Annotated in this window: 26 protein-coding genes and 1 other RNA gene; 18 read left to right on the top strand and 9 right to left on the bottom strand. The window is 64.1% G+C overall.

Features of this window, described 5'->3' with window-relative positions; translation table 11 throughout:
* Positions 1-1,153: tetratricopeptide repeat protein (locus AC629_RS46730; protein WP_349531103.1), on the top strand; the 1,153-nt coding region annotated here is incomplete at its 5' end.
* Between the two features lie 182 nt (positions 1,154-1,335).
* Here AC629_RS46730 and AC629_RS12960 read toward each other — a convergent pair.
* Positions 1,336-1,776 (bottom strand): hypothetical protein, encoded by a 441-nt coding sequence (locus tag AC629_RS12960; protein WP_143199093.1) that lies wholly within the window; start codon positions 1,774-1,776, stop codon positions 1,336-1,338.
* Positions 1,777-2,103: 327 nt separating this feature from the next.
* Here AC629_RS12960 and AC629_RS12955 point away from each other — a divergent pair, with 327 nt between their 5' ends.
* Complete coding sequence (locus AC629_RS12955) at positions 2,104-2,328, top strand: hypothetical protein (protein ID WP_084805129.1); 225 nt, start codon at positions 2,104-2,106, stop codon at positions 2,326-2,328.
* A 255-nt stretch (positions 2,329-2,583) separates the two neighbouring features.
* Here AC629_RS12955 and feoB read toward each other — a convergent pair whose 3' ends face one another.
* The 7 genes from feoB to ssrA form a co-directional block, all read right to left on the bottom strand.
* Entirely contained in the window at positions 2,584-4,455 is a 1,872-nt protein-coding gene (gene feoB, locus AC629_RS12950; protein WP_084805128.1) for a ferrous iron transporter B, read from the bottom strand.
* Positions 4,456-4,515: 60 nt separating this feature from the next.
* Positions 4,516-4,791, bottom strand: a complete 276-nt coding sequence (locus AC629_RS12945; RefSeq protein WP_084805127.1) for a FeoA family protein — start codon at positions 4,789-4,791, stop codon at positions 4,516-4,518.
* A 118-nt stretch (positions 4,792-4,909) separates the two neighbouring features.
* Entirely contained in the window at positions 4,910-5,161 is a 252-nt protein-coding gene (locus tag AC629_RS12940; protein WP_084805126.1) for a ribbon-helix-helix domain-containing protein, read from the bottom strand.
* Positions 5,158-5,346, bottom strand: coding sequence for a DUF4169 family protein (locus tag AC629_RS12935; RefSeq protein ID WP_074118396.1), 189 nt, complete (start codon positions 5,344-5,346; stop codon positions 5,158-5,160). The genes AC629_RS12940 and AC629_RS12935 overlap by 4 nt, the downstream gene beginning before the upstream one ends.
* Positions 5,347-5,624: 278 nt before the next feature.
* Positions 5,625-7,076 (bottom strand): class II fumarate hydratase, encoded by a 1,452-nt coding sequence (gene fumC, locus AC629_RS12930; RefSeq protein WP_084805147.1) that lies wholly within the window; start codon positions 7,074-7,076, stop codon positions 5,625-5,627.
* A gap of 89 nt (positions 7,077-7,165) precedes the next feature.
* Entirely contained in the window at positions 7,166-7,684 is a 519-nt protein-coding gene (locus AC629_RS12925) for an SspB family protein (RefSeq protein WP_084805125.1), read from the bottom strand.
* 114 nt (positions 7,685-7,798) lie between these two features.
* Positions 7,799-8,176, bottom strand: a transfer-messenger RNA (tmRNA) gene (ssrA, locus tag AC629_RS12920).
* Positions 8,177-8,272: 96 nt separating this feature from the next.
* Here ssrA and AC629_RS12915 point away from each other — a divergent pair.
* The 12 genes from AC629_RS12915 (at position 8,273) to AC629_RS12860 (ending at position 19,045) form a co-directional block, all read left to right on the top strand.
* On the top strand, positions 8,273-8,890 hold the full coding sequence (locus tag AC629_RS12915) for a chromate transporter (protein WP_084805124.1): 618 nt from the start codon (positions 8,273-8,275) through the stop codon (positions 8,888-8,890).
* The gene (locus tag AC629_RS12910; RefSeq protein WP_084805123.1) at positions 8,887-9,417 is read left to right on the top strand and encodes a chromate transporter; all 531 of its coding nucleotides are present in this window, start codon (positions 8,887-8,889) and stop codon (positions 9,415-9,417) included. Before AC629_RS12915 ends, AC629_RS12910 begins: the two co-directional genes overlap by 4 nt.
* A 94-nt stretch (positions 9,418-9,511) precedes the next feature.
* Positions 9,512-10,273, top strand: coding sequence for a tripartite tricarboxylate transporter TctB family protein (locus AC629_RS12905; protein WP_084805122.1), 762 nt, complete (start codon positions 9,512-9,514; stop codon positions 10,271-10,273).
* Between the two features lie 7 nt (positions 10,274-10,280).
* A complete protein-coding gene (locus AC629_RS12900) occupies positions 10,281-11,795 on the top strand; it encodes a tripartite tricarboxylate transporter permease (RefSeq protein ID WP_084805121.1) in 1,515 nt (504 codons plus the stop codon).
* Between the two features lie 138 nt (positions 11,796-11,933).
* Positions 11,934-12,917 carry a tripartite tricarboxylate transporter substrate binding protein BugD gene (locus AC629_RS12895; RefSeq protein WP_084805120.1) on the top strand — a complete coding sequence of 328 codons (984 nt, stop codon included), beginning with the start codon at positions 11,934-11,936 and terminating at the stop codon, positions 12,915-12,917.
* Between the two features lie 169 nt (positions 12,918-13,086).
* Positions 13,087-13,881, top strand: coding sequence for a thymidylate synthase (locus AC629_RS12890; protein ID WP_084805119.1), 795 nt, complete (start codon positions 13,087-13,089; stop codon positions 13,879-13,881).
* A gap of 5 nt (positions 13,882-13,886) precedes the next feature.
* Positions 13,887-14,372: a GNAT family N-acetyltransferase gene (locus AC629_RS12885; RefSeq protein ID WP_084805118.1), complete on the top strand. Its 486-nt coding sequence runs from the start codon at positions 13,887-13,889 to the stop codon at positions 14,370-14,372.
* Positions 14,372-14,881, top strand: coding sequence for a dihydrofolate reductase (locus AC629_RS12880; protein ID WP_084805117.1), 510 nt, complete (start codon positions 14,372-14,374; stop codon positions 14,879-14,881). Before AC629_RS12885 ends, AC629_RS12880 begins: the two co-directional genes overlap by 1 nt.
* Positions 14,882-15,040: 159 nt before the next feature.
* A complete protein-coding gene (hflK, locus tag AC629_RS12875; protein WP_084805116.1) occupies positions 15,041-16,180 on the top strand; it encodes an FtsH protease activity modulator HflK in 1,140 nt (379 codons plus the stop codon).
* Positions 16,177-17,073, top strand: coding sequence for a protease modulator HflC (gene hflC / locus AC629_RS12870; protein WP_084805115.1), 897 nt, complete (start codon positions 16,177-16,179; stop codon positions 17,071-17,073). Before hflK ends, hflC begins: the two co-directional genes overlap by 4 nt.
* A gap of 102 nt (positions 17,074-17,175) precedes the next feature.
* A complete protein-coding gene (locus AC629_RS12865) occupies positions 17,176-17,382 on the top strand; it encodes a DUF2065 domain-containing protein (RefSeq protein ID WP_057747247.1) in 207 nt (68 codons plus the stop codon).
* Positions 17,383-17,527: 145 nt separating this feature from the next.
* Positions 17,528-19,045, top strand: coding sequence for a Do family serine endopeptidase (locus AC629_RS12860; RefSeq protein ID WP_084805114.1), 1,518 nt, complete (start codon positions 17,528-17,530; stop codon positions 19,043-19,045).
* 119 nt (positions 19,046-19,164) lie between these two features.
* On the opposite strand, the gene serB is transcribed toward AC629_RS12860, so the two are convergent.
* Positions 19,165-20,070 (bottom strand): phosphoserine phosphatase SerB, encoded by a 906-nt coding sequence (gene serB / locus AC629_RS12855; protein WP_084805113.1) that lies wholly within the window; start codon positions 20,068-20,070, stop codon positions 19,165-19,167.
* Positions 20,071-20,081: 11 nt separating this feature from the next.
* On the opposite strand from serB, the gene miaA reads away from it, so the two are divergent.
* From miaA to ilvN, 4 genes are all read left to right on the top strand, one after another.
* Positions 20,082-21,038 (top strand): tRNA (adenosine(37)-N6)-dimethylallyltransferase MiaA, encoded by a 957-nt coding sequence (miaA, locus tag AC629_RS12850; protein ID WP_084805112.1) that lies wholly within the window; start codon positions 20,082-20,084, stop codon positions 21,036-21,038.
* Positions 21,039-21,368: 330 nt separating this feature from the next.
* Positions 21,369-23,144, top strand: coding sequence for an acetolactate synthase 3 large subunit (locus AC629_RS12845; protein WP_084805111.1), 1,776 nt, complete (start codon positions 21,369-21,371; stop codon positions 23,142-23,144).
* A gap of 205 nt (positions 23,145-23,349) precedes the next feature.
* Positions 23,350-24,333, top strand: coding sequence for a threonine dehydratase (locus tag AC629_RS12840; protein WP_084805110.1), 984 nt, complete (start codon positions 23,350-23,352; stop codon positions 24,331-24,333).
* Positions 24,334-24,356: 23 nt separating this feature from the next.
* Complete coding sequence (gene ilvN / locus AC629_RS12835) at positions 24,357-24,899, top strand: acetolactate synthase small subunit (protein ID WP_084805109.1); 543 nt, start codon at positions 24,357-24,359, stop codon at positions 24,897-24,899.
* The last annotated feature ends 1 nt before the right edge of the window (position 24,900 follow it).

Here is a 24,900-nt window from a genome sequence, read left to right as displayed (position 1 = left end):
TGCTGAGCAGGAGTACTTCGTTGATGGAGTGACCGAGAGCCTGACCACGGATTTGTCACGCATCAGCGGCTCGTTCGTGATTGCCCGCAATACCGCGTTCACATTCAAAAACAAGATCGTTGACGTGAAGCAAATCGGGCGAGAGTTGAACGTCCGTTATGTACTTGAAGGTTCGGTCCAGCGCAGCGGCAATAGGCTTCGCGTCAACGTGCAGTTTGTTGACGCTGAAACGGGCAAACATCTGTGGGCCGAGCGCTTTGACAAACCCATAGCCGATCTCTTCGACATGCAGGACGAGATCGTATCGAGGCTAGCCAACACTCTTGATGCCGAACTCGTGCGAGCGGAAGCCAAACGCGCCGAACGCGTCCTCAACCCAAATGCGATCGAGCTCTGTTTTCAGGGGACCGCCTGGGTCTACAGGGGACCTACGCGCGAAAACATGGCAATGGCGCAACAATATTTTGCAAAGGCTCTGGCCGCTGATCCGAGCAGCGTGGAAGCGCTGATTGGCTTGGCGCGGGTCGAGGTCGGTCTGGGGTCCACCTTTATTGACGATGGTCGATGGGCGCGATTTGCCAGAGCCGAGTCCCTGCTTGATCAAATCCTGACCTTGGCGCCCAACAATGCGTGGGCTCACTCATTTCTCGGACTTGTCCAGATCCAGACCAAGCGAGTGGAGGCTGGAGTCGCACTATGCGAGAAGGCTCTCGCGCTGGATAGAAACCTGGCGGGCGCGCATGGAATGATTGCCTTCGGCAAACATCTCATGGGACGCAACGTCGAGGCTGAGTTCCACGTCAAGGAAGCAGACCGCCTCTCGCCTCGCGACATATTCGCGTTTCGATGGTTGAGCACCGCGGGCGTCTCCAAAATCACGATTGAAGACGACGCTGCTGCCGTGGCTTGGCTGCGCCGCTGCGTCGAAGCAAATCGCAACTATTCGATTGGGTGGTTCCAACTTGCTGCCGCGTTAGCTCTGCCTGGCAACGTAGCCGAGGCCCAAGGAGCCGCCCGTTCTGGCTTGGCGCTCGATCCGGACTTTTCAATTCGGAGCTATCGTCTAAACGCAGCGGGCGACAATCCCATTTACCTTGCGGGCCGCGAACGCCTTTACGAGGGTCTTCGCATCGCAGGGCTACCAGAGCAGTAATGTCTGGTTTGGGGTCAAAAAGGCGAAATTCCCGTGCCTTTGGCGCATTTCCGCGTTACCCCAGAAAGCAGACATCGACTGTTTATAAGTACACGCCCTAGCGAAGCCGTCACGAAGCCCCGCCATGATCCAGCGCAACGTGGATGCTCGCGCGATTTACTGCGGCGATGCCCCGGCGACGGTCACCAGTACCTGTAGTAGCCAAACCACGCAAACTGCCCTGGGCGCGCCGCCAGAAGCATCTGCGGCGACGCGTGTCGTTTCGGTCGCGTCGCAATGTGTTGCGCCTTGCGCGGTTGCTTGCGATTGACGGTTTCGCGCGGGCTCGATTCTGTGCGGGCCATGGCGAGCGCATCGGCGACTGCCGGAGTGTCCGCCCGGATGGCCGGAGGTTGCGTGATCGGGAGCTCGGGCGTCGCCGCGAAGATTGTCGGCTGGCTCGTATCGAGTTCCACGCGCTCAGGCCATTTGCGATCCGAGTGAATGCGTATGGTTTGCCGATCCTCGGCCGTCTTCTCGGCTGGCGGTGCCTCAAGGGGTGCCCTGGGCAGAAAAAAGTCCGCAACGAACAGGAGCGCGAGCAACGCCGCGCCCACCTTCCACAAATACGCCAACACCGGCATGTCAGTCGCTCCGTGCCCCCCACTCTGTTTGGGCCCAGTGTGCGACGACCTATCGCCATTCTTGGATGCGCTGCACGAGGCGGCTTGACTCAGATCAAGGGTTCGAAGGGATCTATATCTTCGTCCCTGGCAGTCTCACGATGATGTCATCGTGCCGCTGTTTTGCCCGACGGGTCAACCGGCGCGAAGCGTGAGCGCATGCTACGAGTTGGCCCCACCCACCCCTGCGCATCCCAGCGGGCATTTGTCGAGCATGCGCGGTCGAAAGCGTGATATCATGCTACCTGGGATAGCGCTCGCTACTCCTATACTCCGGGAGAGATAGCCATGAAGACCTTGTCGTTCCTCGTTGTCGGGCTCGCTGTCGCAACCCTTTCGATGCCGACTGCAATCGCTCACAATTGTTCCGTAAGCGGCGGTACCATTTCCGCCGTCCCGTGCGCCAAACGTTATGCCGTCAATTACGAAGCGTGCCGAAAATACGTCGTAGAGCATGGCGCGACCGCGGGTGAAGCCATGTGGTGGTGTACGAGCCAGGGCTACACCAAGTGATCTGATGCCGACCGCGAGCAGGAGTTAGCCGGCCGGCGGCCTCTTCGCCTCGGATGTCGTGCCGATCAGCCGCAATTTCAAATGAAGCGCAGTTCAATCCGGGATCACTGCGCCCCGGATTTCGCTGCGCTCTATCAGGGCTACGGGTGTTTTGCTCGACGTGCCAATGGCTTCAAGGAAATCACCGGTCACCATTCCGACAACCCCCGTCTACTTTGCATGGGGTTGTTTTCGCAGTTTTAGTGCGAGAGGGCGCTAGCCTGCGCCGAGCGCGACGGCGACGTTGTAGGTCAGAAGGCTTGCCGCATAAGCGAGCACCAGCATGTAGGTGAAGGTCACAGCCATCCAGGTCCAGCTTCCGGTCTCGCGCCGGATCACGGCGAGCGTGGAGGCGCATTGCGGAGCGAAAATGTACCAGGCCAGCATCGACAGCGCGGTCGCCAGCGACCATTTCGTCGCCAGCACCTGCCCGATCTGCTCGGCCGCTTCCTTGCCGCCTTCGATCGCATAGACCGTGCCGAGCGCTGCGACCGCGACCTCGCGTGCCGCCATGCCCGGGATCAGCGCCACCGCAATCTGCCAGTTGAAGCCGACAGGGGCGAGCAGGGGTTCGATTGCCTTGCCGATGATCGCGGCCAGGCTGAAGTCGATCGCGGGCTCGGTGCTGCCCGCGGGCGGCTGCGGGAACGAGGCCAAAAACCAGATCAGCACCATCATCGAGAAGATCGTGGTGCCGGCGCGTTGCAGGAACATTTTTGCGCGCGTGAAGATGCCGATCGCGATCGATTTCAGCCGCGGCATCTTGTAGTCCGGCAGCTCCAGCATGAACGGCGCCGGCGCATAGTCGCGCAGCATGAAGAACTTGATCAGGAACGAGACCAGCAGCGCGCTGACGATGCCGGTGGCGTAGAGGCCGAACATCACGAGGCCCTGGAGGTTGATGACGCCCCAGACCTCCTTGGCCGGAATGAAGGCGGAGATGATCAGCGTGTAGACAGGAATGCGCGCCGAGCAGGTCATCAGCGGCGCGATCAGGATCGTGGTCAGCCGGTCGCGCTTGTTGTCGATGACGCGCGTCGCCATGATGCCGGGAATGGCGCAGGCAAAGCTCGACAGCAGCGGAATGAACGCGCGGCCGTGCAGCCCGGCGCCGCCCATGATACGGTCCATCAGGAACGCGGCGCGTGCCATGTAGCCGAAATCTTCCAGCAGCAGGATGAACAGGAAGATGATGATGATCTGCGGCAGGAACACGATGACGCTGCCGACGCCGGAGATCACGCCGTTCTGCAGGAAGCTCTGCAACAGGCCGTCGGGCAGGGTGGCGTGCACGAGCTCGCCAAGCGCATCGAAGCCGGATTGGAGCAGCTCCATCAGCGGATGCGCCCAGGCGAACACCGCCTGGAACATCACGAACAGGATCAGCGCGAGCAGGATGAGGCCACCGACGGGATGCAGCACCACGGCGTCGATCCGCGCGGTCCATGTGTCGGGCCGGCTCGGCAGGCTGACGCAGTCGGCGATGATGCGGTCGGCCTCGCGCTGGGTGGCGCGCAGCTCGGAGACGGTGAGCGCGCGCCAGCTGCTCTCCTGAGGCTCGGCGGCCAGCTTGGCCGAAATCTCGTCGGTCAGCTTCAACAGGTCGGCGGTGCCGCCCTTGCGCACCGCGATCGAGGTGACCACGGGCACGCCGAGCTCCTTCGCGAGCCGCTCCACGTCCACCGTGATGCCGCGGCGGCTCGCGATGTCGAACATGTTGAGCACGAGGATCATCGGCCGGCCGGTGCGCTTGAGCTCGAGCAGCAGGCGGATGGTCAGGCGCAGATTGGTCGAGTCGGCGACGCACAGCACGAGGTCGGGCACCGTCTCGCCGGAGGCCTTGCCGAGCACGAAGTCGCGGGTGATCTCCTCGTCCGGGCTGCGGCCGCGCAGCGAATAGGTGCCGGGCAGGTCGACCACCGAGACCTGGCGGCCGAGCGGGGTGACGAAGAAGCCTTCCTTGCGCTCGACGGTGACGCCGGGGTAGTTCGCGACTTTCTGCCGGCTGCCGGTCAGCGCATTGAACAGCGACGTCTTGCCGCTGTTTGGCGTGCCCACCAGGGCGAGATGCAGCAGGGGTAATTCCATGTGATCAAAAGACCTGGCAAAAGACCTGGCAAGAGACTTGGGATGAGGCGTCCGGTCGCGTCAGGCGACGATGATGGCCATGGCTTCACGACGGCGCACCGCGATCGTGATGTTGTCGACACGGACGGCGATCGGGTCGCGCCCGACCAGCCCCTCGTGCAGGACCTCGACCCGGGCGCCCTCGACGAAGCCGAGCTCGATCAGTCGGCTCTCGAGCTCGATGTCCGAGAGCGCCGAGCCCGCGTCCCTGGCGGAAAGATGCTGAATGACGCCGGTATAGCCGCGCTGGGCCAGGCCCAGCGGCATTTGCGAACGCGTATCATTGGTGTCGGTCATGCCCTGTATTTTCAACGCCGGGCATTGAGGTCAAGCGTGCTTGCTCGCCGAAGCTGCACCTTAGAGCTATTTTAAAGTGCAGTGGCCCGGGGGGGCGTCGGGGGATGCCCCCGGGCGCTTACTGAGCCGGGACCTTTTCCGGCTGGACGGCCATGGCGCGGCTCTTGAAATAGTCGAGGACGAACAGACGGATCGCCGAGGACAAATTGCCCTGCTGGCGGGCGCCGTCGATCTCGCCGACGAGTTCGGACAGCGTCATGTTGCGCAGGCCCGAGATCTCCTTCATGCCGTTCCAGAACGCCTCTTCCAGGCTGACGCTGGTCTTGTGACCGGCGACGACGATCGAACGCTTCACGACGGGCGACTTCATGGCTGATCCTCGCGATCGATCTGATGCTGGTCCAGATGCGCCTTCGCCTTGTCCGCGCGCGTCTCCTCCGCCGACCGTTCCGCCTTCGTGCGGCCGAACTTCGCCCGGTTGGCGTCCGCCTGCTTCGCCGAGGCTTCCCGCTCGGCGCGCTTCCTGAAACGATTCAGGTTGATGACGTTCCCCATGCCGCGTCTCCATCATCCGATCCTCCTCGGGCAGGATGAAATCTCCAGAAACAGGGTGCCGCGTTGCGCCCCACAAGACTTGATCGCCATTCGCTCGTCCTCGTCAATCGGCCTCTAGGACCATCAAACGATGAATTCGCCCTGTCGAGGCGAGAGGGCTGCGTACCACGCCGCCCTGCCGCAACATTGACGGTAATCAAATCCCGCCCTCAAAGCCGCATATTTTTGCGAGTTGGGGCTTCCGTAACATTACGGATGGGTTGTCGGAATTCGGAATTTTATCCCGGGCTGGTCATCTTCTCGGGGCGGACCAGGCGGTCGAATTCATCCGCCGAGACGAAGCCGAGCCGCAGCGCCTCCTCCTTCAGCGTGGTGCCGTTGGCATGTGCCGTCTTGGCCACCTTGGCCGCATTGTCGTAGCCGATTTTGGGCGCCAGCGCGGTCACCAGCATCAACGAACGCTCCATGAGCTCCCTGATGCGCTTTTCGTCGGCGCGGATGCCGCTGACGCAATGTTCGGTGAAGGAGCGCGCGGCGTCGGCCATCAGGCGGATCGAGTGCAGCATGTTGTAGGCGAGCACGGGCTTGTAGACGTTGAGCTCGAAATGGCCCTGGCTGCCGGCCACCGTGATCGCGGTGTGATTGCCAAACACCTGGCAACACACCATCGTCATCGCCTCGCACTGCGTCGGATTGACCTTGCCCGGCATGATCGAGGAGCCCGGCTCGTTCTCCGGCAGGATCAATTCGCCCAGGCCCGAGCGCGGGCCAGATCCCAGCAGGCGGATGTCATTGGCGATCTTGAAGAGCCCTGTCGCGACCGAATTGATGGCGCCGTGCGCCAGCACATAGGCGTCGTTTGAGGCCAGTGCCTCGAATTTGTTGGCGGCGCTGGTGAAGGGGAGTTTGGTAATCCCGGCAACGTGCTTTGCGAACAGTTTTGCAAAGCGCGGCTTCGAGTTGAGGCCGGTGCCGACGGCGGTGCCGCCCTGCGCCAGCGGATAGAGATCCTTCACCGCGACCTTGAGGCGGGCGATGCCGCTTTCGACCTGCGCGGCATAGCCGGAAAATTCCTGGCCGAGCGTCAGGGGCGTCGCATCCTGGGTATGGGTGCGGCCGATCTTGACGATCCCGGCGAACTCCTTCTCCTTCTTGCGTAGCGCGCGCTGCAGCTCGCCGAGGGCCGGAACGAGATCGGCGGTGATGCGGCTCGCGGCCGCGATGTGCATCGCGGTCGGGAACGAGTCGTTCGACGACTGGCTCATGTTGACGTGGTCGTTGGGATGCACCGGCTTCTTGGCGCCGAGCTCGCCGCCGAGTAGCTCATTGGCGCGATTGGCGATGACCTCGTTGACGTTCATGTTGGTCTGCGTGCCCGAGCCGGTCTGCCACACCACGAGCGGAAAATGATCGTCGAGGCTGCCGTCGATCACCTCGCGCGCGGCGCGGATGATGGCATTGGCGCGGCGCTGGTCGAGCAGGCCGAGCTCGCGGTTGGACTGTGCCGCGGCGAGCTTGACGATGCCAAGCGCATGCACGAGCGAGATCGGCATACGGTCGGTACCGATGCGGAAGTTTTGGCGCGAGCGCTCGGTCTGCGCACCCCAATAGCGATCGGAAGGGACCTCGATCGGACCAAAACTGTCGGTCTCAATGCGGGTTGCGGAGCGGCTATTGGTCTTCGAGCGGGCAGTCTTCGAACGGGAAGTCTTGGCCATGAGCACATCCATTCTGCCGGGCGAAACGTCGCGCGGCCTCTTTGTGTGCTCATCTATATAGGCAGTTTGGCCGGGTGCGATGGTCTCGCGCCCAGCCTGGATCATTTCTTGCGGAAACGATCGAGCCGGACGACTTCGGCGCCGCCCTGGCTCGGCGGGGTCGGCTCCTCCGCGGCCTCGGCCGCCTCAGCGGCAGGCGCAGGCACAGCGACCGCCGACGGTGCAGGAGCGGCCGGCAGTGCCTCGGGCGAGACCTCCGCGACATCGGAGGTATCGAACTGGAGGCCGAACTTCACGGACGGATCGAGGAAGCTCTTGATGGCGCTGAACGGCACCACCAGCCGCTCCGGAATGCCGCCGAAGGACAGGCCGACCTCAAAGCGGTCCTCGAGCACAGTCAGATCCCAGAACTGGTGCTGGAGGATGATCGTCATCTCTTCGGGATATTGCGCGAGCAGGCGCGACGACAGCTTCACGCCCTCGGCCTTCGATACGAAGGTGATGAAGAAGTGATGCTCGCCCGGCAGTCCATGGGACGCGGCATCGGTCAGCACCTTCCGCAGCACGCCGCGCAGCGCGTCGCGGGCCAGCACATCGTATCGGATATGATCGGTCGCCATGGTGGTCCTGTTGCATTCCAGGAGCAGAGCCCTGCCGGCCCGACTCGCCAAGCCGCGATAGTACCGCGCCTGACGGCTCAGCAGGAGTCCCCGCCGGGAAGGAATTAAGAGGCAAGTGGAGGCTTCTGTTGCCAGGTGCCTCCGAACCCCGCCTAGCGGAGCTTAACCCGCTAGGACTTTAAAGTGGTCTTTCAAACTGCGTTACGCAGCCTGAGCAACCGGAGCAAAGTTGTCGTTGGCAACTATTGCAGTAGCCCGATAACGGCGGAACAATACCGGGAAAAAGTACGCCCTTTACGCCCTCGTCGATCCTATTTCGCCCCCTCCAAAACTCAGCTCCCCGGGCGGGCCTGAGCCGCTGGTCGATGAGCTTTGGTGGAGGCGCCGGGTACCGCCCCCGGGTCCGAATGGTTTATTGCGACGACCGTTTATTTCCATAGCCGGCGAACCGGCACTCCCAATATAGGGGGCAAAGGTTTCAAAAAACAGTGGTTTCGCGCGACGATCCCACGGTTCCCTTTGGATAGTTTCCGCGCGCTCTCCGGTATGATCTTGGCCGTGCGGCAGCCGGCGTTCTAAGCTCCTGACATGTCCACGGATTCAGCACCGGCCGCCCAAGAGCCAGACCAAGAGCCGGATGTCCCCGCCGCCCACGCCCCTCCGCCTGGTCTGCTCGCACTGTGCCTGGCCTTCGCTCGGATGTCACTGGCCGGTTTTGGTGGGGTTCTGGTCTTTGCCCGGCACGCCATTGTCGATCGGCACCGCTGGATGACAGCGGACGAGTTCAACGAGACTTTTGCGCTCTGCCATTTCCTGCCCGGGCCGAACATCGTCAATCTGTCGATGGTGTTCGGTTCGCGGCTGCGCGGGATCGCCGGTGGCGTCGCCGCGTTCACCGGGCTGTTGCTGCCGCCGACGCTGATCATGACGCTGCTCGCGATCATCTACGCCCGGTTGGGCGATGTGGAGGTGCTGCGCCGCATCCTCGCGGGCATCGCCTGTGCGGCGGTCGGCCTGCTGATCGCGGTGGTGTTCCGGATGATGACCCCCCTGCTCAAGCGGATGGATGTCGTCGTGCTCATCCTGATGGTCGGCGTGTTCGTCGCCATCGGTGTGCTCCGCCTGCCGCTCCAGGCGGTGCTGCTGGTTGCAATGCCCCTCAGCATCGGCGTCACCTTCCTGATGCGGCGGAAGGTAGCAGCATGAACAGCGAGAACCCGATCTGGTCGCTGATCTCCACCTTTGGTCTAATGTCGCTGTTCGCGGTCGGCGGCGCCGCGGCGGCGGTGCCGGAGATGCAGCGCATCGCGGTCGACGTGCATCACTGGATGACCGACAAGCAGTTCGCCGACGCCTATGCGATCGCGCAGCTCTCGCCAGGTCCAAACGTGCTTATCGTCACGTTAATCGGCTATGCCGTCGCCGGCATTCCCGGCGCGCTGGCGGCGACGCTGGCGATGTGTCTGCCGACGGCCCTGCTTGCCTATTATGTCAGCCGGCTCCTGAACCGGCCGAGCCAATCGCGCTGGCCTGGCCTGATCCAGGCTGCACTGGTTCCACTCTCGATCGGATTGATGGCAGCCAGCGCGCTGATCCTGGCCCAGTCGACCGATCGCACCATTGCTGCACTGCTTCTGACCGCGCTGGTTGCAGTGATCGCATCCGTCTCGCGCATCAATCCGTTGTGGCTCCTGCTCGCCGGCGGCCTGTTGGGTTTCGCTGGCATTGTGTGATGAAAATCGCTACGCAGTGATCCGGGCGGGGGATCCATTTCCAGCCGATTAGAACAACAGTGCTCGTGACTTGCGAGTCGCGGAGGAGACATGCATGGCCGATACGATGGGCCACTCAGCGACAGCCACCCGAAACACATCGGTGGCGCTCGGCTTTTGTCTGCTGGCGATTGCGCCGCAGATTTTCGAGTTCATCTGGTCGATAGGCACGATTTTTGGCTGGGGCGCAGGCCGCGGCCCGGCCGCCGTCGTGATCGGTCACGCCACCGCGCTGGTCGCGGGCGCTCCTGGCGCACTGATCGGAGCGATCGGCGGTGACACCAAGAAGACGTCATCAGATGTGCTGCTGGCGCTGATCTATTCCTATCCGCTGTTCGCGGTGGCGATCGTGACGCTGTTCATGACGATCAGGTCGGCGCAGGACTATGTCGGCGGTGTCATTCTCATGGCGCTGGCGCTGTTCGCGCTGTGGGCGTCGAGCGATCTTCAGGGCATGCGCGGCTTCTCCTTCGGCGCCGGTACGGCGCCGCGGATGTTCGGCGGGCTTTTGGTGGCTCTGTCCGCAGGCATTGCATTGACAGGCCTTCTGGCCGAGGGGCCGGCGCTCCAGCATTACTCCTGGCGCGGACCGTTGTTCGTGATGGTCGCGATCCTGTTTTTCGCGCTGGCGATCCGGCCGCTCGGCCTTGTGGTCTCCGCCTTCGTGAGCTTCATGATCGCGGCGACAGGATCGCATGAGACGCGTTGGCTGGAGGCCGCCATCGTCGGCGCCTGCCTGACGCTCGGTTGCGCCGTGCTATTCCCCTACGTGCTCGGGCTGCCGATGCCGATGTTCCCGCGTTTCCTGGTCCAGTGAGGGTGTGATGGAGCTCTTTGCCAACCTCGCTCACGGTTTTGTCGTCGCCTTCTCTCCGATCAACCTCCTGATGTGCCTGATCGGCGCTCTTGTCGGAACGCTGGTCGGCGTGCTGCCGGGCATCGGCACCATCGCGACGGTCGCGATGCTGCTGCCGATCACCTTCGGACTGCCGCCGGTCGGCGCGCTGATCATGCTCGCCGGCATCTACTACGGCGCCCAGTATGGCGGCTCGACCACGTCGATCCTGGTCAATATTCCGGGTGAAGCGACATCGGTTGTCACTGCCATCGACGGCCACCAGATGGCCAAGCAGGGCCGTGCTGGTCCGGCGCTGGCGATCGCGGCGATCGGTTCGTTCTTCGCCGGCTGCGTTGCGACCGTGCTCATCGCAGTGCTCGGCGCGCCGCTGACCAAGCTCGCGCTGGCGTTCGGCCCGGCCGAGTATTTCTCGCTGATGGTGCTCGGCCTGATCTTCGCGGTCGTGCTGGCCAAGGGCTCGGTGCTGAAGGCGATCGCGATGATCGTGTTCGGCCTGCTGCTGTCGATGGTCGGCTCGGACATCGAGACTGGCGCCTCGCGCATGGCGTTCAACATTCCGGAACTGGCCGACGGTCTCGGCTTTGCGACGGTGGCGATGGGCGTGTTCGGCTTTGCCGAGATCATCCGCAATCTCGACGCCGGCGCCGAGATGAACCGCGACCTCGTGCAGCAGAAGATCACCGGCTTGATGCCGACCAGGAAGGATCTGATCGACTCGACGCCGCCGATCCTGCGCGGCACCGTGCTCGGCTCGATCCTCGGCATCCTCCCGGGCGGCGGCGCGGTCATCGCGTCGTTCGCGGCCTATACGCTCGAGAAGAAGATCGCCAAGAACCCGTCGCGGTTCGGCCGCGGTGCAATCGAGGGCGTGGCGGCGCCGGAAAGCGCCAACAACGCCGCGGCGCAGACCTCCTTCATCCCGCTGCTGACGCTCGGCATCCCGCCGAACGCGGTGATGGCGCTGATGGTCGGTGCGATGACCATTCACGGCATCGTGCCGGGTCCGCAGGTGATGCAGAAGCAGCCCGACCTCGTCTGGGGCATGATCGCCTCGATGTGGATCGGCAATCTGATGCTGATCATCATCAACCTGCCGCTGGTCGGAATCTGGGTGCGGCTCCTGCGCGTGCCTTACCGGCTGATGTTCCCCTCGATCGTGATCTTCTGCGCGATCGGCATCTACTCGGTGAACAACGCACCGGTCGACGTCATCCTCGCCGGCGTCTTCGGCCTGGTCGGCTACTGGCTGATCAAGCACGATTTCGAGCCGGCGCCGCTGCTGCTCGGCATGGTGCTCGGACCGCTGATGGAAGAGAACCTGCGCCGCGCGCTGCTGATCTCGCGCGGCGACTGGAGCGTGTTCCTGACGCGTCCGTTGTCCGCGGTGCTGCTCGCGATCGCGGCGTTCCTTCTGGTGCTCACTGTGCTGCCCGCGTTGCGCGCCAAGCGCGACGAGGTGTTCACCGAGTCCGAGAACTGATCGCGCCGCGCTCTGCGTCGTCGTCGCGCCTGCGTCGCGCGCCGCATTCGGAAGTCGAATCGACTTACGCGATGGCTTCGTGAAATGAAAATGCCGGCCTTATGGCCGGCATTTTTGTTTGTGTCCCGGGGGATCTCGATGACTTCCATTCGCGCGCTTGCTACGAGCGCATGTGCAGCAGTGCTCGCATCGCTGTGCGCCTTTGTTGCGCCGTCGCAGGCGCAGACCTATCCGACGCGCAGCATAACCATGATCGTGCCGTTCGCGGCCGGCGGTCCGACCGACGTGATCTCACGCATCGTCACCGCGCATATGGCGCAGACGCTGGGGCAGAGCATCGTCATCGAGAACGTGGTCGGCGCCGGCGGCACCACCGCGACCACGCGCGCCGCGCGCGCGACCAATGACGGCTATACGCTGATTACCGGGCATATGGGCACGCACGCTGCGTCCGTGCCGCTCTATCCGAAGCTCGCCTATCATCCCGAAAAGGATTTTGAGCCGATCGCGCTGCTTGCGGGCACGCCGATCCTGATCCTGGCGCGCAAGGATTTCCCGCCGAAGGACCTGAAGGAGTTCGTGACTTACGTGAAGGCGAATGCCGAGAAGGTGAACGCGGCGCATGCCGGCGTCGGCTCGGTCTCGCACGTGTCCTGCGAGCTGTTGCACTCCATCCTCGACATCAAGCCGGTCGGTGTGCCCTTCAACGGCACGGGACCTGCGATGAACGCGCTGGTGGCAGGACAGGTCGACTACATGTGCGACCAGATCGTCAACGCCGTGCCGCAGATCAACGCCGGCACCATCAAGGCCTATGCGATCGCAACGCCGGAGCGCAATCCGTCGCTGCCGAACGTGCCGACGACGGCGGAAGCCGGCCTGCCTGCATTCCAGGCCCAGGCCTGGAACGCCATGTTCGCGCCGAAGGGAACTTCGCCTGCCATCGTGGCGAGCCTGAACGCCGCCGCGATCAAGGCGCTCGACGACGAGAACGTGCGCAAGCGTCTGCTCGAACTCGGCAGCGTCATCCCGGGTCCTGCGGACCGCACGCCGGAGGCGCTGGCGACCCTCGTCAAGAACGAGATCGCGAAGTGGACCCCGGTGCTCAAGCCGGCAACTTAACCAGCACTTTCAAACCGATAGGCGAGGGGCGGGACGAGAGTTCCGCCCCTTGTCGTTTGCGCCGGGAACGCTCACTTTTCCGGGTATAATGGGCACAGACGGCGAATCGCCGCTGTCGCAGCGCGGGGGCGGCCGCTAAGTTCGCCGCCTCCCCAAAGGCTCATGGCACATGCACCAGTATCAGGACCTGCTCGAGCGGATTCTTTCAGACGGCGCCGAGAAGACCGATCGGACCGGCACCGGCACGCTGTCGGTGTTCGGCCATCAGATGCGCTTCAATTTGTCCGCCGGTTTCCCGATGCTGACCACCAAGCGGCTGCCGCTCAAGGCGATTGTGCATGAACTGCTGTGGTTCCTGAAGGGCGATACCAACATCAAATATCTGCGCGACAACGGCGTCACCATCTGGGACGAGTGGGCGGATGCCAATGGCGATCTCGGTCCGGTCTACGGCCATCAGTGGCGCTCTTGGCCCGCGCCGGACGGCCGCAGCATCGACCAGATCGCGAATGTGGTCGACATGATCAAGCGCAACCCGGACTCGCGCCGGTTGATCGTCTCGGCGTGGAACCCGGCCGAGGTCGATAAGATGGCACTCCCGCCGTGCCACTGTCTGTTCCAGTTCTACGTCGCCAACGGCAAGCTGTCGTGCCAGCTCTATCAGCGCTCGGCTGACGTGTTCCTCGGCGTGCCCTTCAACATCGCTTCCTATGCGCTGCTCACCATGATGGTGGCACAGGTCACCGGTCTGAAGCCCGGCGACTTCGTGCATTCGTTCGGCGACACCCATCTCTACTCCAACCATCTGGAGCAGGCCCGGCTTCAGCTCTCGCGCGCGCCGCGTGCGCTGCCGGTGATGCGGATCAACCCCGACGTGAAGGACATCTTCTCTTTCCGCTACGAGGATTTCGAGCTCGTGGGCTACGATCCGCATCCGCACATCAAGGCGGAAGTCGCGGTCTGACGCCGATGTCGCTCAACATCCGCCGCGCGCGTCCTGGCGAAGCCGGGCTGGTTCTTGCTTTCATCCGCGAACTGGCTGAGTACGAAAAACTGTCGCACGAGGTCGAGGCGACTGAGGCGATGATCGCGGAGGCGCTATTCAGCAGCAATCCGCAGCTCTATTGCGCGATCGCCGAGTGGAACTGCGAGCCTGTCGGCTTTGCGGTGTGGTTCGTCAATTTCTCCACCTTCAGCGGCCGCCACGGCATCTATCTCGAAGATTTGTACGTGCGGCCGTCGTACCGGGGCAGGGGCCTCGGCAAGGCGCTGCTGGTCTATCTCGCGAAGGAATGCGTCGACAACGGCTGGTCGCGCCTGCAGTGGGCCGTGCTTGACTGGAACGCGCCGTCGATCGAGTTCTACAAATCGCTCGGCGCCGCCATGATGGACGACTGGACGCTGTGCCGCGTCACCGGTCCTGCGCTGACGCGCCTTGCCGGGAGCGCGACCTGATGGAGATCGTCTTCGTCGTGGCGATTGCGGAGAACGGCGTCATCGGCGCAGGTAACACGATCCCGTGGCGATTGAAGTCCGACATGGCGCGCTTCAAGGCGCTCACGACCGGCAAGCCCGTGATCATGGGGCGCAAGACCTTCGAATCCCTGCGCCGGCCGCTCCCCAACCGCACCAACATCGTCATCACGCGCGATGCGGATTATCGCGCCGCCGGCGCCGTCGTTACGACATCGGCTGCCGATGCGGGGGCGGTCGCGCGGGGCGATGCCCTGCGGCGTTCGGTCGCCGAGATCGCGGTAATCGGCGGTGCCGAGATCTATCGGCAATGGCTCGATCGCGCCGATCGCCTCGAAATCACCGAAGTGCATGCGCGCCCCGAAGGCGACACGCATTTCAGCATCGACAAGGCAGAGTGGGAGGAAGTTGAGCGCATTCGCCAACCTGCCGGCCCCGATGACAGCGCCGACTTCTCCTATGTGACATATCGTCGGCGGCCCCGCCATTAACTGCTTCCGCCAATGTTTACATTGACTTTTTCGTGCCCGAGCATAGCTCGGAAGGCGGCTAGGGCTGCGTTGTAAGGGACTTGCCTGTCCCCTATAAAGCCGGACCGGACAATGCCGGCCGGGTGAGTTCTAGTCCCGGTCTGCCGAGGAGAACGTCGAATGCCGTGGAAGAATCAGGGCGGTGGGCCATGGGGCTCGGGTCCGAAGGGACCGTGGGGCTCAGGCCCGCAACCGGTCGGGCCGAGGCCGCCGGATCTGGAAGACCTTCTGCGGCGCGGCCAGGACCGCCTCCAGCAGATCATGCCGGGCGGCCATTTCTCCGGCATTGGCATCACGCTGATCATCCTGCTCATCATCGCGTTCTGGCTGCTGTCGGGCTTCTTCCGCGTGCAGTCCGAGGAACTCGGCGTCGTGCTGCGCTTCGGCAAGCATGTCCGCACTGTGCAGCCGGGCCTGAACTATCATCTGCCTTATCCGATCGAGACCGTGCTGCTGCCGAAGGCGCTGCGCGTTAACACCATCTCCATCGGCATGACGCTCATCGACGATCCGGCGCGGCGCAGCCGCTCCATTCGTGACGTGCCGGAAGAGAGCCTGATGCTGACCGGCGACGAGAACATCGTCGACGTCGATTTCACCGTGCTCTGGCGCATCAAGCCGGACGGCGTCGGTGATTTCCTCTTCAACATCCAGAATCCCGAAGGCACCGTGAAGGCGGTCGCCGAGAGCGCGATGCGCGAGGTGATCGGCCGCTCGCAGATTCAGCCGATCCTGACCGGCGCGCGAAACGTGACCGAGCAGGGCGTGCAGGAACTGATCCAGCGGACGCTGGATAGCTATGGGGCGGGCATTCTTGTCACCCAGGTGCAGATGCAGAAGGTCGATCCGCCGGCGCAGGTGATCGACGCCTTCCGCGACGTCCAGGCGGCGCGCGCCAATCAGGAGCAGCTGCAGAACGAAGCGCAGACCTATGCCAACCAGGTCGTGCCACAGGCGCGCGGACGTGCGGCGCAGATCCTGCAGGCCGCCGAAGGCTACAGGGAGCAGGCGATCGCCGAGGCCAAGGGTCAGAGCGCGCGCTTCCTGAAGATTTACGAGGAATACAAGAAGGCGCCCGACGTGACGCGTGAACGGATTTACCTGGAAACCATGGAGCGGGTGCTCGGTGGCGCGGACAAGCTCGTCTATGACGGCGGCGCCGCGGGCCAGGGCGTCGTGCCCTATCTGCCGCTGGGCGAGTTGACGACCAAGCGGCCGCCTACCAGCGGTCAGCAGCAGTCGAGCGGAGGCAACCGATGAGGTCTCCGGTCACAGGTATCGTCGCGCTGCTCGCCCTCCTGTTCGTCGTGATCGTCGGCTACATGTCGCTGTTCACGGTGCAGCAGACCGAGCAGACCATCGTTCTGCAGTTCGGCCGTCCCGTCGACGTTGTCACCGCACCCGGCCTGCACTTCAAGGCGCCGTGGAATTCGGTGATCAACATCGACAAGCGGATCCTCGATCTCGAGAATCCGTCGCAGGAAGCAATCGCGTCCGACCAGAAGCGGCTGGTGGTCGACGCCTTCGCGCGCTACCGCATCAAGGACGCGCTGCGCTTCTACCAGAGCGTCGGCTCGATCCAGGCGGCCAACCTCCAGCTCACCACGCTCCTGAACGCAGCGCTGCGCCGCGTGCTCGGCGAGGTCACCTTCATCAACGTCGTGCGTGACGACCGAGAGAAGCTGATGCAGCGCATCCGCGACCAGCTCGATCGCGAGGCCGACGGCTACGGCATCCAGGTCGTCGACGTCCGGATCCGCCGCGCCGACCTGCCGGAACAGAACAGCCAGGCGGTCTATCTGCGCATGAAGACCGAGCGCGAGCGCGAGGCCGCCGAGTTCCGCGCGCAGGGCGGCCAGAAGGCGCAGGAGATCCGCTCCAGGGCCGACCGCGAGGCGACCGTGATCGTCGCGGAAGCCAATTCGCAGGCCGATCAGACCCGCGGCGCTGGCGATGCCGAACGCAACCGCCTGTTCGCCGAGGCCTACAGCAAGGATGCCGACTTCTTCGCATTCTACCGGTCGATGACGGCCTACGAAAACGGGTTGCGCGCGAACGACACCCGCTTCCTGCTGCGGCCCGAGTCGGATTTCTTCCGGTACTTCGGTAGCCCGTCCGGCAAGACGGCGACCGAGACGCCGGCCAAGCCTTGAGCTAAAGAAGCCTTAAGCTAGACAAGCCTTAAGCCAGACAAGGGCGGCAGTTCTGCCGCCCTTCGTCCAGACAAGAACAGCACAACGGGGAGTTCCAATCCGATGAGGTCCATTGCGTTCGCCGACTTCCTCATCGGCTTAGGCATCCTGTTCGTGCTGGAAGGCTTGATGTTCGCGGCAAGTCCGAACTGGATGCGCAAGGCCATGAAGAGCGCCATCGCCACGCCAGACAATATCCTGCGGGCGGTCGGGATCGGTTCGGCCGTGGCAGGCCTGATCCTGATCTGGGTTATGCGGCGTCCGATTTAGGCGTCGCCCTACGTCAAAGTGAAGGCGACAGGCCGGTTTTCGCCGTATTATTCGGGTCTTGAGGCCCATTGAGCTCCGCGCTTGCGCCGTTCCCCCGTTCGAGCGCAGTCTGGAGGCCGAATCCTTTTCTTCTCTGGAGATCACAATGACCGCTGCCACCATTGCCCCGACCCGCTTGCGCCATTGCGCGCGACTTGGCGTGCGACTTGGGTTGGCCGCGCTCGCCATCGGCGCATTCAGCGCGTTCGGCACGCCGGCCTATGCGCGCGGACCGGAGGGCATCGCCGACGTCGCCGAGAAGGTGATCGACGCAGTCGTCAACATCTCGACCTCGCAGACCGTCGAAGCCAAGGGTGGCGGCAGCAGCACCATGCCGCAACTGCCGCCCGGCTCGCCCTTCGAGGAGTTCTTCGACGACTTCTTCAAGAACCGCAGGGGGCCCGGCGGCAGCAAGGGCGGCGAGAACAGCCCGCCGCCGCGCAAGACCAACTCGCTCGGCTCCGGCTTCATCATCGACACCTCGGGTGTCGTCGTGACCAACAACCACGTCATTGCGGACGCCGACGAAATCAACGTCATCCTCAACGACGGCACCAAGATCAAGGCCGAGCTGGTCGGCGTCGACAAGAAGACCGATCTTGCCGTGCTCAAGTTCAAGCCGACGAAGCCGCTTGTCGCGGTGAAATTCGGCGACTCCGACAAGCTGCGCCTCGGCGACTGGGTGATCGCGATCGGCAACCCGTTCAGCCTGGGCGGCACGGTAACGGCCGGCATCGTCTCGGCCAAGAACCGCGATATCTCCTCGGGTCCCTATGACAGCTACATCCAGACCGACGCCGCCATTAACCGCGGCAATTCGGGCGGCCCGCTGTTCAACCTCGAAGGCGAGGTTATCGGCGTCAACACGCTGATCATCTCGCCGTCCGGCGGCTCGATCGGCATCGGCTTTGCCGTGCCGTCGAAGACGGTCGCGGGCGTCGTGGACCAGCTCCGCCAGTTCGGCGAACTGCGCCGCGGCTGGCTCGGTGTGCGCATCCAGGGCGTCACCGACGAGATCGCCGAGAGCCTCAACATCAAGCCGCCGCGCGGCGCGCTGGTGGCCGGCGTCGATGACAAGGGCCCGGCGAAGCCGGCCGGCATCGAGCCCGGCGACGTCGTCGTCAAATTCGACGGCAAGGACGTCAAGGACCCGAAGGACCTCTCCCGCGTCGTCGCCGACACGGCGGTCGGCAAGGAGGTCGACGTCGTCATCATCCGCAAGGGCCAGGAGGAGACCAAGAAGGTCACGCTCGGCCGTCTCCAGGATCCCGACAAGGTGCAGGCCGCGGTGAAGACCGATGAGCCCGCGCCCGAGAAGCCGGTGACGCAGAGGGCTCTCGGCCTCGATCTTGCGGCGCTCAGCAAGGATCTGCGCGCCCGCTACAAGATCAAGGACAGCGTCAAGGGCGTGGTCGTCACCAATGTCGACGCCAATTCGGACGCCGCCGAGAAGCGGCTCTCCGCCGGCGACGTCATCGTGGAGGTAGCGCAGGAAGCCGTTTCGAGCGGCGCCGACATCCAGAAGCGGGTCGACCAGCTCAAGAAGGACGGCAAGAAGTCGGTGCTGCTGCTGGTCTCGAACGGCGACGGCGAGCTGCGCTTCGTGGCGCTGAGCGTGCAGTAAGGGACGGTATCGGTCCCATACTTACTGTCATGCCCCGCGAAAGCGGGGCATCCAGTACGCCGCGGCTTCTCGATTTAATCAGCGCTGTCTCTGGAATACTGGATCGCCCGCGGAGGAGGCTACCCCTCCACGAACTCCTCACGCCTGTACCCTTGCGCATAGAGCAGCGCGGTGAGATCGCCGTGATCGATCCGCGCCGCTGCCGCCGCCGCGACCGCAGGCTTGGCATGATAGGCCACGCCCAGCCCCGCCGCCTGGATCATCGCGAGATCATTGGCGCCGTCACCGACCACCAGCGAGTCGATGTCGTCGAGATCGAACGACTCCATCAAATCCACCAGCGTGGCGAGCTTTGCGGCGCGGCCCAGGATCGGCTCCTTCACCCCGCCGGTGAACTTGCCGTCGCGCACGACGAGCTCGTTGGCGCGGTTCTCCTGGAAGCCAATCTTTGCGGCGACCGCCTTGGTGAACAGCGTGAAGCCGCCGGAGACGAGGCAGGCATAGGCGCCGTGAGCGCGCATGGTTGCGACCAGCTCACGGCCGCCCGGCGTCACCGTGATGCGCTTGGCCAGCACTTCGTCGACCACGCTGACCGGGAGGTCCTTCAGAAGCGCGACGCGCTCGCGCAGCGCCGGCTCGAACTCGATCTCGCCGCGCATCGCGCGTTCGGTGATGGCTGCCACATGCGTCTTCACCCCGACGAAATCGGCGAGCTCATCGATGCACTCCTGGCCGATCATGGTGGAATCCATGTCGGCGAGAAAAAGCTTCTTGCGCCGGAAGCCGACTGGCTGCACGACGATGTCGATGGGCAGGTCGCCGCGGAGCTCGCGCAACCGCTGTTCGATGGCGTGACGGTCGCCTTCGAGGTTACTGTTGGCGCCGAAGGGGATGTCGACCGCAACCCCGTCGAACAGCCAGTGCGCCGGTGCGGCCTGTGGCAGCACCGCGCGGGCGCCGTCGACGATGGTGCTATCGAGCGCGGGATTGTCGGGATTGCAGATCAGCGTGGCGACGAGAGACATTTGAGGTTTTCGTGAGCGAGGGGCAAGTCAGCAGAAGGCATGTTGGCAAGGCCGTGCTTATCGCAGGCCCGACCGCCAGCGGCAAGTCGGCGCTGGCGCTCGAGCTAGCCCTCAGCGCGGGCGGCGTCGTCATCAATGCCGATTCCATGCAGGTCTATCACGACCTGCGCATCATCACGGCACGCCCCACACATGGCGATGAGGCGCGCGCTCCGCATCGCCTCTACGGCCATGTCGATGCGGCCGTGAATTTCTCGGCCGGCGCCTGGGTGGCCGATGCCGCGAAGGCGCTCGAAGAGGCGAAAGCCGAAGGTCGGCTGCCGATCTTCACTGGCGGAACCGGGCTCTATTTCAAGGCGCTGACGGCGGGCCTCTCCGTGGTGCCGCCAACCCCTGCGGATGTGCGCGAGGACGTGCGTGCGCGGCTGGAGCGGAACGGCGTCGAGGCGCTCCACGCGGAATTGGCGCGCCGCGATCCGCGCGCAGCCGAGCGATTGAACCTGCGCGACCGAACCCGCATCGCGCGGGCGCTCGAAGTGGTCGAGGCGACCGGCCGTTCGCTGCTCGACTGGCACCAGGAGGGCCAACCGCCTTTGCTGTCCAAGGACAGCTTTCGCGCGGTGTTCCTGGCGCCCGAGCGGGACGAACTCTATGCCCGCATCGATGCCCGCTTCGACGCCATGCTCGGCGGCGGCGCGCTGAGAGAGGTCGAGCGGCTCGCCGCCAGACACCTCGATCCGCTGCTGCCGGCCATGAAGGCCCATGGCGTGCCGGCCCTGATCCGTCATCTGCGCGGTGAGCTTAGCCTCGAGGAGGCCGCCACGATCGGCCGCGCCGACACCCGCCGTTACGCGAAGCGCCAGTTCACCTGGTTCCGGCACCAATTGCCGGAGTTTGAATGGGTGAAGCTGGAGGAGGCGCGGGGATGGCTGGCCGCGGTCGTCAGCGCGGCCCGGGACCCCGGCTGACACGCTTTTGTGCCCGGGTTTCCGATTTTACCTCTCGCCGAACCTCGGGAACACCGCTACACTGCCAAAATCGCGCGGGAACGGCCGCTCTGCCTTGACATTCGGGTCTTGGTCGCTATGTTTCGCGCAACCTTTGGGAAGCCGAGCGCCTGCTATGCGTAACATTATTACCAGCATCCTTATCGCCGTCGTACCCAGGCACACCGCCGGGGATGGCTAGCTGCCATCCACAAGACAGGCGGTGTGCGTGGGCCCTCTTCGGGGCCTTTTTTATTTCCCGAACCCGACACGAAAAAAAGCCGCTGGCAACAGCGCATCCGGAGCAAGCCAATGACCGACAAGAGCCACGATCCGAACCAGATGACCGGCGCCGCGATGATCGTTCGCGCGCTCATCGATCATGGCGTGACCGACATTTTCGGTTATCCCGGCGGTGCGGTGCTTCCGATCTATGACGAGATCTTCCAGCAGAGCCAGGTTCAGCACATCCTGGTCCGTCACGAGCAGGGCGCGGGCCATGCCGCCGAGGGCTATGCGCGCTCGACCGGCAAGCCGGGCGTCGCGCTGGTGACCTCCGGCCCCGGCGCCACCAACATGGTGACGCCGCTCACCGACGCGCTGATGGACTCGATCCCGCTGGTCTGCATCTCCGGCCAGGTGCCGACGCATCTGATCGGCAACGACGCGTTCCAGGAATGCGACACCGTCGGCATCACGCGCCCCTGTACCAAGCACAATTGGCTGGTGCGCGACGTCAACGATCTCGCAAAGGTGCTGCACGAGGCCTTCTATGTCGCAACCACCGGCCGTCCGGGCCCGGTGCTCGTCGATGTGCCGAAGGACGTGCAGTTCGCGACCGGCACCTATCATCCGCCGCGCAAGTCCGACGTGCACCGGTCCTACGCGCCGCGCGTGAAGGGCGATGCGACGCAGATCCGCAAGGCCGTGTCGCTGCTCGCCAACGCCAAGCGCCCCGTGATCTACAGCGGCGGCGGCGTCATCAATTCCGGCCCCGAAGCAACCAAGCTGTTGCGCGAGCTCGTCGAGGTCACCGGTTTCCCGATCACCTCCACGCTGATGGGCCTCGGCGCCTACCCTGCGTCGGGCAAGAACTGGCTCGGCATGCTGGGCATGCACGGCACTTACGAAGCCAACATGACCATGCATGATTGCGACGTCATGCTGTGCGTCGGCGCGCGCTTCGACGACCGCATCACCGGCCGCGTCGATGCGTTCTCGCCGGGCTCGAAGAAGATCCACATCGACATCGACCCGTCCTCGATCAACAAGAACATCCGCGTCGACGTGCCGATCATCGGTGATTGCGGTAACATCCTCGGCGACATCCTCCAGGTGTTCAAGGCGGAGGTGAAGAAGCCGGACATCAAGGCGTGGTGGCAGCAGATCGCGCAGTGGCGCGCCCGCAATTCGCTCTATTACAAGAAGAGCAACGACGTCATCCTGCCTCAGCACGCGATCCAGAGCCTGTTCGAGGCGACACGCGGCAGGGACACCTACATCACGACGGAAGTCGGTCAGCACCAGATGTGGGCGGCGCAGTTCTATGGCTTCGAGGAACCGCATCGCTGGATGACGTCGGGCGGTCTCGGCACGATGGGCTACGGCCTGCCGGCCGCGGTCGGCGTGCAGGTGGCGCATCCGGACAGTCTCGTCATCGACATCGCGGGCGATGCCTCGGTGCAGATGACGATTCAGGAGATGTCGACGGCGGTTCAGTACGAGCTGCCGATCAAGATCTTCATCCTGAACAACCAGTACATGGGCATGGTGCGGCAGTGGCAGCAGCTGCTGCACGGTAACCGCCTGTCGCACTCCTACTCGGAGGCGCTGCCGGATTTCGTCAAGCTCGCGGAAGCCTATGGCGGCGTCGGCCTCCAGGTGCACAAGCCCGCCGATCTCGACGGCGCCATCCAGGAGATGATCTCGGTCAAGCGTCCGGTGCTGTTCGACTGCCGCGTCGCGGCGCTCGAAAACTGCTTCCCGATGATCCCCTCCGGCAAGGCGCACAACGAGATGCTGTTGCCGGAGCAGGCGAACGACGAGGCCACCGCGAAGGCATTCGCCGGCGGCAAGGCGCTGGTGTGAGCTGGTAAACGATGATCGGGTCGCGACGAGCACTCTCTCTTCACCTCTCCCCGCTTGCGGGGAGAGGTCGGATTGCGCGCGAGCGCAATCCGGGTGAGGGGGAGTCTCCGCGAGTCCAGCTCTCACCGTCCCTGTGGAGACTCCCCCTCACCCCAACCCTCTCCCCGCAAGCGGGGCGAGGGAGCAGATCTCTCGCGGGGCTTTGATGTTCGACCTGACGGAGCTTGAGCGCGCACATGCGATCGTGGGGCAGGCGGTGCAGGCAACGCCGGCACGCGGCTGGCCTTTGCTCGCTGAGCGGCTTGGCACCGAGGTCGTGGTCAAGCACGAGAACCATACGCCGATCGGCGCTTTCAAGGTGCGCGGCGGGCTCGTCTATCTCGAACGGCTGAAGCGCGAGCGACCAAATACGCCCGGCATCATCTCGGCAACGCGCGGCAACCACGGCCAGAGCCTCGCGTTTGCAGCCAGCCGCCACGGCGTTCCGGCGGTGATCTATGTACCGCGCGGCAATTCCGTCGAGAAGAATCGCGCGATGAAGGCCTTCGGCGCCGAGCTGGTCGAGCATGGCGAGGACTTTCAGGCCGCCCGTGAGGAGGCCGAGCGCCGCGCGCAGTTCGCCGGGCTCCACATGGTGCCGTCGTTCCATCCGGACCTCGTGCTGGGCGTTGCAACCTATGCGCTCGAGCTGTTCAGATCGGCGCCGGATCTCGACATTCTCTACGTGCCGATCGGGCAGGGCTCCGGCATCTGCGGCTGCATCATGGCGCGCGACCTGCTCGGCCTGAAGACCGAGATCGTCGGCGTGCAGTCGACCGAAGCACCGTCCTATGCGCTGTCGTTTGCGGCCGGCAAGATCGTGACGACCGAGACCAGCAACACGCTCGCCGACGGCATGGCGACGCGCATTCCGGACGCGGATGCGTTCGCGCTGATCCGCAAGGGCGCCTCGCGCATTGTCCAGGTTACCGACGACGAGGTCGCGGCCGCGATCCGCGCCTACTGGACCGATACGCATAATCTCGCCGAAGGCGCCGGTGCGGCCGCGCTGGCCGCGGCGCTTCAGGAAAAGACCAGGCTGTCACGCAAGCGCGTCGGTCTCGTGCTCTCCGGCGGCAATATCGATTTCGATCTGTTCCGCCGTTGGGTCGGGACAGATGCGCCGGCTGCCCTGCGGGCAACGGCGTGACGACGAAAATAAAGGGGACGATCATGAACCAGCCCGCATCCGCCTACTTCATCGAGGACCGCCACGATCCGAACGAGACGCACACGCTCGCAGTGCTTGTGCAGAACGAGCCGGGCGTGCTCGCCCGCGTCATCGGCCTGTTCTCGGGGCGAGGCTACAACATCGAGAGCCTCACGGTCTCGGAGACGGAGAGCCAGAAGCACCTCTCGCGCATCACCATCGTCACCACGGGCACGCCGATGGTGATCGAGCAGATCAAGCACCAGCTCGACCGCATGATCCCGGTCTACCGCGTCGTCGACATGACGCAGACCAGGCGCTCGATCGAGCGCGAACTGGCGATGGTGAAGGTGCGCGGGCAAGGCGATCACCGCGTCGAGGCGCTCAGGCTGGCGGATGCGTTCCGCGCCCGTGTGATCGACGCCACCACCGAGAGCTTCGTGTTCGAGATCACAGGCAATACCGACAAGATCAACCAGTTTATCGACCTGATGCGCCCGCTCGGCCTCGTCGAGGTGTCGCGCACCGGCGTTGCCGCGATCGGTCGTGGGCCTGAGGGGATGTGAA

Origin of the sequence: Bradyrhizobium sp. NAS80.1, assembly GCF_001908205.1 — a bacterium.
Classification (GTDB): domain Bacteria; phylum Pseudomonadota; class Alphaproteobacteria; order Rhizobiales; family Xanthobacteraceae; genus Bradyrhizobium.
This window is presented reverse-complemented; position numbering and strand designations above follow the sequence as displayed.